Genomic DNA, 10,603 nt, shown 5'->3' with positions numbered 1-10,603 from the left:
TGACTTTTGTAAAGCATACAGCTATAACACCCAACGGATTAATTGATATGTAATAAGCAATTGGTTACTTTGAACAGATATTCAAAGCATTAATTTTCAATTTGAAATCAGTTAAGAAAGCCGCGGAGGCTGGAAAATTCGGGAAAGATAAAGGTTTGAGAATCCCTTTTCTTTATAGATGCTGTTTTTTTGAGAAGCCCTGATCTCTTTAGGTTTTTTTATTTCAAAACTAAGCTCAGGAAGCTGGGCATGCACAGTCAATACAATAGGAGGATTGATAAAAGGCAGTTTTTGGTCGGTATCCCAGTCAGAATCTTTCTTATGATTGTCATAATGTTCCATGACAAATTCTGAAAAACTTCCGTGATATTCCATAAAATGTTCCACAAACATAGGTACTTTCAGTACTTCCCCCGCATTGGTGGTAGCCAGTACATACATCATCGAGCATAATATCGAGAACCATTTTAACATTCCTGCAAATATAGGGCTTAATTTTTTTTCTAAAAAGGGCATCTGTATTAATTTTCTTTTAATTTCCCTGATTTAATACAGGTTCAAAAGAAACGCAGCACTGGAAAAAAACTGAATCTGAAGTACATTATTCAGAGCCTGGATTTTAACCGGCTTAAGGTTTCCTGGGAAATATTGAGATAAGAAGCAACCATTTTGTTAGAAAGTCTTCTGACAACAACAGGATTTTCATCCAGCAGCTGGCGGTATTTTTCAAGAGCATCCTGAACGAGGAAAGACATCAGCCTTTTCGTATTGTTTACATAAGCCGTCTCAAGATAGATCCTGTAAAATTTTTCCCACTGAGGGATGATATCCAGCAGATGATAGAAGTTTTTGTGGGTAATATAATATACTTCTGAATCCTCCACAGCCTGAATAAATTCCTCGGAGGGTTCAGAAGTAATAAAACTGACTAATGCAGTGGCAAATTGGTTTTCAAAGGCAAAATATCTTGTAGAATCCTGGCCTTCCTCATTGATGAAAAATATCCGGAGACAGCCATTCACTACGAAAAAAGTTCTCTGACTGTTTTGCCCGTTGGCAAGAAGCATTTCATTCTTTTTTAATTGAACGGGTCTGAAATAAGAAAGAATAACATCCAACTCTTTATCCGTTACCGATATTTTACTTGTAATATATGAAGTTAAAAGTTCCTGCATGTGAGCAAAAGTAGTAATAAATGGCGTTGCTTACTATTTTTCACCTTACATTATTCATCGATTTTCTGCCTGGCCGGCCCGCCAGTAAGAACAGGCATAGATCCCCTGCGGATCCCAGTTTAAATATGTTTTGAAATAATTCCTGAGTTGATGCACGGTCGTGTATTCGGCAGCGATATAAATATATTCTTTCAGTATGCCGGAAGGGAATTCTACCCGCCTGGTAAGATCTGCGAGAAGGCTTCCTTTTTCCGGATGGGAATTGTGAAGCCACTCAACAGATACATCTGCTGCAGAACAGAGGATAAGTTCATCTTTTTTATCATGAACTTCCAATATTATTTTTGCCGTTACATAAGACGGAAGCTGTTCCACGATAGAACAAATAACAGGTAAGGCCGTTGAATCTCCTACAAAAAGATAGAAGTCAGCATCAGGAACTAATGGTTTTGTGCTTTCTTTCATCCCTATTTCCAATATATCGCCCGGATTGGCTTTTAATGCCCAGGCCGAAGCAGGACCATTTTCTCCGTGGGCAACAAAATCAATGGTAAGCTCCCTGTTTTTAAGATCAACCTTTCGGTTGGTATAAGTTCTGATAATGGGCTCGCTCCCTTTTTCTACAGACGGAATAAAGAGTTTATTATTATAACCGGATTGTACGCAGGCCAGCAATTTAACCTGATCTTCATTCATTTCAAATACCACCCGGATAAGATGCGGAGTAAGAAAACTTTTATTTTTAACACTGAATACTGAACGTATTTTTTTGGTTATCATTGAATCCGTTATCATGTATATTATTATTTTTTGTTAAATAGCAAAACGATCATTGAAAGCACACAGCTGATTGCTCCAAATAAATAGACCGCCTGGTAATCAAACCATCCAGCGATCAATCCTGCCAATGGTCCGGCTAATCCCAATGAAAGGTCGACAAAAGCAACATACGCTCCGAGGGCGGTTCCTCTCATCTGCGGTTTTACTTTTTGTATGGCCAGAACACCTAAAGCAGGAAAAACCAATGAGAACCCCATTCCTGTCAACCCACACCCAACAATAGCAGCAGTGCCGGAAACTGATGTCCAGATCAGTATCTGACCTGTTATTTCGATGATCAAAGAGATCAAAGCAATTCTGAAACCTCCGTATTTATCAGGAAAAGAGGCGAAGAAAATTCTGGTGAGTACATAGCATATTCCAAAGGCCATAAATGCCAGTGAAGCATCGCCCCAATTTTTCTCGGTAAAAAATAAAGCAATAAAGGAAGCAATACACCCAAAGGCCATTGAAGAAAATGCCAGGCTCAATCCCTGCCCCGATATTGCTCCGATGACTTTATAAAAAGGAGTTCTGATATAGTCTTTATCGGCTGGAACAGAGGGGAGTTTTACTGTAGACAGCCAGCTCGCTAACGGAAGCAAGGCAATAAGAAAAAATGCAGGCAATATGCCGTATTCTCTACTGATCCAAATGCTTAATGGCGCTCCGATAGCAATTCCGGCATACATGGCAATCCCGTTCCAGGTCATTACTTTTCCTGAATTGGAATGTCCTGCAAGACCTATTCCCCAGGTTAATGCGCCTGTTACCAGAAAGCTCTCTCCTATTCCATGCACAATCCTAGCCATCAATAAAAAAGAAAGAGCCCAAAATTTGTTTGCCTGAAAAAATACCGCTACAATATACATAGCACCGGCGGCGACAGCTAATAAAACCCCGGACATCTTACTGCTCTTTGCTCCCTGGGTATCGGTTATTTTTCCGGAATAAGCCCGGGTAAGAAGTGTTGACAATGATTGAAGGCCAATGACAAGGCCTACCATAACACTGTCAAATCCTAAATTGTTCTGGACAAACTTCGGAAGTACTCCTAAAGCAATCCCTATCGTAAGATATACTCCAAATACTGAAATAATGATGGGAGTGGTTGCTTTGTAGAAATTAATGGTTTGTCCTTTCCCTAATGTTGCACTCATAAATTTTTGTGTTAAATATTCGTGTGCAAAGGTCTTTTTACGGGCAATACCAAACTTTGACTTAGATCAAAAAAGAAAAAAAGACTTATCATTTTTCAGAATAATGATCCATGGTTTCTATTGAGTGGTGAACAATGGTTGTGCGGAAATCCAGCTCCGACTCTTTTTCCGTATGGTTTCCAAGGTAGTGGTAAGCTTTCATTAATCCTTGCTTCTGATGCTATGCAAGTTTTAATTCCAGCTCAAAATATGCTTTTTCCATTCTGTATGCTTGTGGTCAGGACGACCAGCCCTACCTCAAAAAGAAGCAATATTCTTTTAATCAAAATCTAAGAATCCATCAGTCAGCTGTTTCCACTGGATTTTGGCGATTCCCATTATTCCTCCGGCAGCGGTCATTATATTTCTGATGATATCGATCAATTTTGCATTGAAATTAGGAGATTCATTCCGTCCGTACACCGCAGCCTTTAGATGGGAAGGATTTCTGTAAATCATAAATGTGGAAGTGGCTCCGGCATTATAAAAGTGGGCAATATGGGTGTTTTTATCATTCTTAGGATCTTTGGATGGCCTGCAGGTCATCGTTATGCTTTCCGAGACAGTATCCTGGTAATAGCAGAGATCTGTAATTTCGACCCAGTCGTATCCTTTTGCTTCGGTTTCTCCGGGTCCGGGAATATCAATTCTTACAAAATCTCCTTTTTGGGGTTCCCGATCGACCGGATCACCATTGAAATCATGAAGTTTAAATTCGGCAAAGGCCTCTCCACAATAGCTCTTCCATTTATTGATCGCAAAAAATCTCTTTTTTAGTATTTCATATTGTAACGGAATAATGGCCTGTTCAAATTGCTTTTGGCTTTCAGTGTCATGAAAACCACCGGATTTCTGCCGGGGTACTCCCTTTATTTGCTTTGGTTTCATTCGGTCTGTTTTAAAACAAATAAAAGAAATCTATACCTCTTCTTTTATGAGTATAATCACAATGGAGAATTTGATTGAAAATTTATTATTAAATCTTATTATTTCAGGAATGCCCCATCCAAAGCACCATCAACTGCTTAAAACATCTCATAGGCATGAGAAAAATTTAAACAAAAATCATTTTTTTAATTGATTTAAAGAGTATGGAAATATGCTGTTTTATGGGTTTGATGCAGCTGTAGAGCCAAATTACAGAATCATAAAGAAAATTCACTTCTGTTAATGGATAATTGTTTTTTTAATAAATCAATAATTTTTAAAAAAAATACACATATGATGTTTTGCATAATGTATATTTTGCTTATATTTGTGGATCGAAATAATTTTTTTTCATCATTTGTGTTTTTTTAAGGTCTCCTTTCTTGGAGGCCTTTTTGTTTTATATGACTGTATAATTGAAGATTTGATGTTGATATGGAAATGTATTCAATACTACCTATAAGAGGCTGTCTCAAAAGTCAAAAATTAGGCATTTGTCATTATGAGCCTGCCAAATACTATTTGGAAATCAAATCATTACTATTCTTCATTATTTACCATTGCGTTCATCACGATACATTTGAAACGGCTTCAATCAGCATACTTTATTGGAGTGGAATATGTAGCTTAATCAATTTCTTTGATTGATTAAATTTATTCTATATAATTTCAATATTATTTAATATTTTTCAAAAAGTCTGTAGGGCGGAATTGCATTACGGTCTGAAAGCTCCTGGTAAAAGCCTGTACACTCTTATACCCCACTTCATAGGCTGTTTCAGAAATGGTAAGCGTCTCCGAACTTAAAAGCTCCAGACTTTTGATGATCCGGAGCATCTGCTGGTATTTACTTAAGGTCAATCCTGTTTCCTTTTTAAAGATCCGTTCGAGGGAACGCAATGATAATAGTGCATTTTCACTTAAACGGTCCATTTTAATCTCATCCCGGTAGTGATGATGGACATATTCAATGACTTTCGTAAGGCGTTTATCTCTGGGAAGACAAATATGGAGTTTCAGGGAATGTTCTACGAAATGAGGCAGCTCATTGAAGAGCGCTTTCAGAAATACAGTTTCATCGTTATCCTTTACCATCAGCTTGGACCATCTTTCGGCGTATTTTATCATTTCCCGGAGAACAGGTGGAACAGAAAATACATTGACAGTGCTGTAAAAAGGGTCTTCTTTTTCAATATTGGCAAACATGATCATCAGTTTAATCTTTTCAGAATGGGAATTGGTCTTATGAATGGTATGAGGAGGAATCCATACTGCATGGTTCTGTGGAAGAAGATAGATCCGTTCCTGAATGGTAATGTATTGAAAACCGCTTTCTACATAAACCAATTGTCCTTTTTGATGTTGATGAAGGAGGTCATCATGGATCCAGTTTTCTTCAAACCATACAAAATAAGGTTTGCTTAATTCATCTATTTCTATGGTATCATGAGCATTCATGTCGTTTTGGGTTAAAACTTTGGCAAAATTAAACAAAATTACTGTGTTAATTTTGTACAAAAGTTTTTTATCATGATGAAGAATGAAGTCAGAAAGAATGCTTCGTATGTTTTATTGATTATTAATGTTTTGGTGGTTATTCTTATTTCAAGCAATCTCCGCTCCCCTATTGTTGCCGTTGCTCCTGTACTGGGAGATATAAGAGATGCTATGACGCTGGATAATTTTCAGGTCAGCCTGCTTACGTCTATTCCGCTGTTTATGTTTGCAGTCTGCTCGGTATTGGTGAGCCGGTTTTCAGGTAAGCTTGGGATCAGTAAACTTTTGATGTACTCACTGATTATTTTGAGCTCCGGATTGTTTCTCCGTATCACAGGATCACTTTGGCTGCTGTTTCTGGGTTCTTTATTGATCGGATTAGGAATTTGTATAGGAAATGTGGTCACACCGGGCTATGTAAAGAACAATTTTCCGCGGCAGATTGGACTTATGACCGGGATTTTTGCCGTATCCATGAATCTTACGGCTGCATTGGCTTCGGGTTTCAGTGTGAAAATCGGAGAATGGACAGGATTGGGATGGCGTGGATCTTTGGGAATCTGGCTGGTGATTGCTGCTCTGGGTTTTCTGGTCTTAATTCTGGAACTTATTTTCAATAAAAAGAATGCAGATATTCCCAAGGCAGTTCTGAGCTCTTCTGATTTTAATATGTTTAAGTCTGCACAGGCATGGAATATCAGTGTTTTTATGGGATTGCAGTCTTTATTTTATTACTGTATGGTGGCTTGGCTTCCTTCTTTCCTTACAGACTATCATATGCCGGGCGATAGTTCAGGATGGGTACTTTTTGTGATTCAGATCACGATGATCCCTGTAACATTCTGCTGTCCTATCATTGCCGGCAAACTGAAAGATCAGAGGATCATGATTTTCTTTATATGTGCTTTAATGTTGGGTAGTACGATGATGTTTGTCCTGCTGAAAGCCCAATGGATCTATGTGAATGCCGTTATCATAGGGATTTCCAATGGCCTATCTTTCAGCCTGTCAATCCTGTTTTTTTCTACAAGAACCAAAAGCAGTATCAATGCTGTGAAAATTTCCGGAATGGCCCAGTCTGTAGGTTACCTGATTGCTGCATTCGGTCCACCGGTATTTGGAAAACTGCATGATTGGGATGTTTCATGGAATATGTCCTTTTATTTTCTGAGTACTGCAGTAGTGCTGATGTTTTACTTTGGAATGAAGGCTGCGAGAAATAAATGTGTGGAAGATAATTAAATAAATAGCATACAGAAGGAGTTTCCTGCCAGCAAGATCAGGTTTTTAAGTTACCCGTCTCTTGTTGCTGGATTCTACCCATTCGTCTTTTTTACAGTTTGGACAACGTCCTGCGCTGCCTGTTTTTTTATGCTCTGTATGTCCACAAAACGTACAGGAATAATATCCTTCGGCAGGAAGATATTGTAAAGGATTGTTTAAAGAATCAGGCATAATGGGAAGTCCATGTTTTACAGATTGATCTTCAAAAAAGAACACACTGATCTCGCCGGAAATTTCTTCTATAGCCATTTCAATCTGTCCAAGCTGAGAAACTCCTTTTAATCTAAGTTCTGCAAAAAATTCGTCGCTCCCCAAATTTTCTTTTTGAAAGTTTTTGATGGAAAATTCACCGTTTTCTATCAGGCAGACGGATTTTCCTTCAACCAGCTTCTCGAAATTTTTGCTTTTTCCAATAAAAAAGGTAACAATTGTATACAGAAGAATGATAACAATAAAAACAATAAGGGAAGAAATGATCCCTACATCTTTATTAAACATGGGATCTCCGGCTGCAGATCCCAAGCCAATGATGACAACCAGCTCGAAAATAGAAAGCTGTTTAACCCCTCTTTTGCCTAAAATTCTCAGTCCGATAATAATAGCCAGGAACATGATCATGGTACGAAGGATGATTTCTAAAAGAAAAGACCATTCTTCGTGTCCCAATAATAATTCTTTCCAATCAAGATGTAACAGAAAAACTGACAGCATACATTATTTATCAGCAAGAATCCAAAAAATAAGCCATACCCAGCTGGGTATGGCTATACTTTGAAATCTAAGGTAACTTCTTCGCCATCTTTCAGGATAAAGCATTGGTCTCCGCATCCCTTTTGCATAATTCTTTCCTGAATAAAGATTCTATCTTCCTTACAATGGCTTACTGTTTCCAAATGAGTTACTTCCCCGGATTTGACCGTAAGTGAGGCAACCTATCTTTACGCTCATGAAAAAGACAATCAGAAGCTGATTAATGCTCATATGATCAATATCCCATTGGAAACAACCATCACCAGTAAAAAAAATGTAAGTGATGTTGGAAAAATAATATCCAGGTCTGAGACCAAATATGATGATGCTACCAACCTTTTAGCAAGCTCTGTATTATCTTATGACTTACAAAACAATACTGTTTCAACAAAAGTCACTTATGATCAATATGATTCAAAAGGAAATCCGGAGCAATACACGACAAAAGATGGTATTCCTGTCACTATAATTTGGGGCTACAACCAAACGTTTCCTATTGCTAAAATAGAGGGTGCAAAATTATCGGATATTACACAATCATTGATTGATAACATCGTTATTGCCTCCAATACTGATGCAGCAGCTTCTAATAGTGATGAAACTCCATTTCTGAGCGTATTGGATAATTTCAGAAAAGACAGCAGCTTTTACAATTATCAGATCACTACCTATACGTACGATCCTTTCATCGGGGTAGCCAGCATCACACCACCATCGGGAATCAGGGAAATTTATAAATACGATTCTGCCAAAAGGCTGGAAAAGGTCATGGATGTTAACGGCAAAGTCTTGAAAGAATTCAAATACCACTACAAAAACTAAGAGCTGTTGAAAAAAATAATGATCCAATAAGCGGTCTGTTGATAACTAGGGCGTTCAATAAATCCCTATGCCGGAAATAAGTGCCGGTTTTATTTTTACGAATTCGTTTTTTGGATTTATAACCTCTTATGATCCTATCAATATCATCGGGCAAAGCCTGTAGCTTATTTAAAAAGTTAAAATAACCTTAGTGCTATCATCTGATATCTAATCTGTTCAATGGGTTTTTGAAGGTTGATTTCGAAAATTAAGCTATACAAAATTAGTATCAGATAAAATTTTACTCCAATATTACGGAATATTTATTGAAAATTCACTGTTTAAGGATTTCTGTTGCGTGGTATTATTGAAAAATATTAGTTTTCAGGACGATAGATTAACGGAAACTCAAAATATGAAAAAACTTTATTTCTGTGCATATACAGTATGCACATTCTCTGTCCTATCTGCCCAGGAAGTGATCTGGCAGAAAGACATCAGATCCTCGACGCAGGATTTTCTAAGCCAGGTGACCACTACCATAGACCAGCAGTATTTAATTACCGGAAGCTGTATACAGTCAGGAAGCGGGAAGCCTGAGACTGGAAGTAAGCAAAACAACGGTTATGATTTCCATCTGGTGAAGCTTGATCAGCTAGGGAACGAAGTTTGGGAAAAATACTTCTCCGGCCAGAACCATGATTACTTATCCGCTGCCGTTACCACCCGGGAAGGAGGATTTCTTGTTGCGGGAACTTCCTATTCGGGGAAAGGGCTCGATAAAAAAGAAGAATCCAGAGGCGGATCAGATATCTGGCTGATAAGAATGAATGAATTCGGAGATGAGCTGTGGCAGAAAACGTTGGGAACTTCATCGGACGAAGAATCCAGAGCGGTGATCCAAACTACAGACTTAGGATTCTTTGTAGCAGGGAATGTGCAAAACTCCTCCAAAGGCTACGGTTCCAAAGATGTATGGATCATCCGGCTTGACAAAGATGGCAAAGAACTTTCCCAGCTGATCTTAGGCGGAAGAGGGCTGGATGAAGTCGAAAAGATGATTCCCACGAAAGACGGCGGCGCATTGCTGGGCATCTATTCCAGAAGCGGCGCTTACATGAGTAATTCTCAATCAGCAACGACTAATCCTGTTTCGGCTGAAAAGCCTGCTTCCTCAGCAGCCCTTAGCCAAATGCCAAAATCCAGCAGCAATTTCGGTGAAGGCGACTACTGGATCGTAAAACTGGATAAGACCGGGAAAGTAGAATGGGAAAAAAACTTCGGCGGAAAAGCGGATGACCATATCAGAACCCTGGCCTTAGCTGCCGGAGGTTTTATCATTGGCGGAGAATCCCGATCTGAAAGATCCGGCAATAAAACCGTAGGGATAGAAGAAGGCACAGATCTCTGGCTGATCGCTTTGAATGAAAGAGGAGACGAGCAGTGGCAGAAATCCTACAATTTTAAGAACCGGGATATCCTGATGGGAATGAGTGTAATACAGAGTCAAGATCCAGGAATCAAGAATCAAGACATCACCAAAGGAATATTGTTAGGCGGTTATACTCAGGCGGAAGGCAGAATAGAAAAAGATGATGAAACCTTCTGGATGCTGTATCTGGATGGAAACGGGAATGAACAGTGGAGAAAACATGTGAATGGAGACTCGAGACGAAGAGAAGAAAGACTTTCAGATATCAGGCTGAACAGGGACGGTTCTATTATATTGGCAGGAACCAGCGCCGAAGAATTGGGCAAAGAGAACTGGAAGATCGTGAAGCTGGGTGATAAGCAGGTGAAAGATCTGATCCAGAAATACGACATCAAAATCTATCCGAACCCGGTATCCGACTATGCTTATGTAGAAATCGGCTTTGAGTTTAAGGAAGCCGAGATTGTAGTTTATGACATGAGCGGAAGACAGGTTCAGCATCTGAAGACCAAAAACACGGTGACCAAGATCAACACCCAGCCTTTGATTCAGGGGGCTTATCTGGTGACTATCAAGACAGATAATAACAAGACGGCGAATGCTAAACTTATTAAGAAATAATCATGAAGAAAAATGTACTAATTTTAATCTTACCATTTATAACGTATAATATAGCTGCGCAATCCTCATCTTCGGACGCTAAAAGTTATGTTGGGAAT

Annotated in this window: 10 protein-coding genes; 3 read left to right on the top strand and 7 right to left on the bottom strand. The window is 38.8% G+C overall.

What is annotated here, in order from left to right; genetic code table 11:
• Window positions 1–111 precede the first annotated feature (111 nt).
• From MUW56_RS22015 to MUW56_RS21990, 6 genes are all read right to left on the bottom strand, one after another.
• Window positions 112–516, bottom strand: coding sequence for a hypothetical protein (locus tag MUW56_RS22015; RefSeq protein WP_292015218.1), 405 nt, complete (start codon window positions 514–516; stop codon window positions 112–114).
• Window positions 517–605: 89 nt separating this feature from the next.
• Window positions 606–1,175, bottom strand: a complete 570-nt coding sequence (locus MUW56_RS22010) for a Crp/Fnr family transcriptional regulator (RefSeq protein WP_292015217.1) — start codon at window positions 1,173–1,175, stop codon at window positions 606–608.
• 54 nt (window positions 1,176–1,229) lie between these two features.
• Window positions 1,230–1,955 (bottom strand): siderophore-interacting protein, encoded by a 726-nt coding sequence (locus MUW56_RS22005; RefSeq protein WP_292015216.1) that lies wholly within the window; start codon window positions 1,953–1,955, stop codon window positions 1,230–1,232.
• Window positions 1,956–1,978: 23 nt separating this feature from the next.
• Complete coding sequence (locus tag MUW56_RS22000; RefSeq protein WP_292015215.1) at window positions 1,979–3,154, bottom strand: MFS transporter; 1,176 nt, start codon at window positions 3,152–3,154, stop codon at window positions 1,979–1,981.
• A gap of 318 nt (window positions 3,155–3,472) precedes the next feature.
• A complete protein-coding gene (locus MUW56_RS21995; RefSeq protein WP_292015214.1) occupies window positions 3,473–4,081 on the bottom strand; it encodes a hypothetical protein in 609 nt (202 codons plus the stop codon).
• A 714-nt stretch (window positions 4,082–4,795) separates the two neighbouring features.
• Entirely contained in the window at window positions 4,796–5,614 is an 819-nt protein-coding gene (locus MUW56_RS21990; RefSeq protein WP_292015213.1) for an AraC family transcriptional regulator, read from the bottom strand.
• Between the two features lie 36 nt (window positions 5,615–5,650).
• Here MUW56_RS21990 and MUW56_RS21985 point away from each other — a divergent pair, with 36 nt between their 5' ends.
• Window positions 5,651–6,859 (top strand): MFS transporter, encoded by a 1,209-nt coding sequence (locus MUW56_RS21985; protein WP_292015212.1) that lies wholly within the window; start codon window positions 5,651–5,653, stop codon window positions 6,857–6,859.
• Window positions 6,860–6,904: 45 nt separating this feature from the next.
• Here the strand turns inward: MUW56_RS21985 and MUW56_RS21980 are convergent, their stop codons facing one another.
• On the bottom strand, window positions 6,905–7,612 hold the full coding sequence (locus MUW56_RS21980; protein ID WP_292015211.1) for a DUF421 domain-containing protein: 708 nt from the start codon (window positions 7,610–7,612) through the stop codon (window positions 6,905–6,907).
• A 201-nt stretch (window positions 7,613–7,813) separates the two neighbouring features.
• Here MUW56_RS21980 and MUW56_RS21975 point away from each other — a divergent pair, with 201 nt between their 5' ends.
• Both MUW56_RS21975 and MUW56_RS21970 read left to right on the top strand, forming a co-directional pair.
• Window positions 7,814–8,473 carry a hypothetical protein gene (locus MUW56_RS21975; RefSeq protein ID WP_292015210.1) on the top strand — a complete coding sequence of 220 codons (660 nt, stop codon included), beginning with the start codon at window positions 7,814–7,816 and terminating at the stop codon, window positions 8,471–8,473.
• Between the two features lie 394 nt (window positions 8,474–8,867).
• Window positions 8,868–10,505 (top strand): T9SS type A sorting domain-containing protein, encoded by a 1,638-nt coding sequence (locus MUW56_RS21970; RefSeq protein ID WP_292015209.1) that lies wholly within the window; start codon window positions 8,868–8,870, stop codon window positions 10,503–10,505.
• Window positions 10,506–10,603 lie beyond the last annotated feature (98 nt).

This window comes from Chryseobacterium sp., assembly GCF_022869225.1.
Lineage (GTDB): Bacteria > Bacteroidota > Bacteroidia > Flavobacteriales > Weeksellaceae > Chryseobacterium.
Note: the sequence above shows the minus strand (reverse complement) of the source record. Positions and strands in the feature narration are given on the sequence as shown.

Coding starts and splice junctions, on each gene's coding strand:
- MUW56_RS22015 (WP_292015218.1), bottom strand. CDS start 516: ATGCCCTTTTTAGAAAAAAAATTAAGCCCTATATTTGCAGGAATGTTA.
- MUW56_RS22010 (WP_292015217.1), bottom strand. CDS start 1,175: ATGCAGGAACTTTTAACTTCATATATTACAAGTAAAATATCGGTAACG.
- MUW56_RS22005 (WP_292015216.1), bottom strand. CDS start 1,955: ATGATAACCAAAAAAATACGTTCAGTATTCAGTGTTAAAAATAAAAGT.
- MUW56_RS22000 (WP_292015215.1), bottom strand. CDS start 3,154: ATGAGTGCAACATTAGGGAAAGGACAAACCATTAATTTCTACAAAGCA.
- MUW56_RS21995 (WP_292015214.1), bottom strand. CDS start 4,081: ATGAAACCAAAGCAAATAAAGGGAGTACCCCGGCAGAAATCCGGTGGT.
- MUW56_RS21985 (WP_292015212.1), top strand. CDS start 5,651: ATGATGAAGAATGAAGTCAGAAAGAATGCTTCGTATGTTTTATTGATT.
- MUW56_RS21980 (WP_292015211.1), bottom strand. CDS start 7,612: ATGCTGTCAGTTTTTCTGTTACATCTTGATTGGAAAGAATTATTATTG.
- MUW56_RS21970 (WP_292015209.1), top strand. CDS start 8,868: ATGAAAAAACTTTATTTCTGTGCATATACAGTATGCACATTCTCTGTC.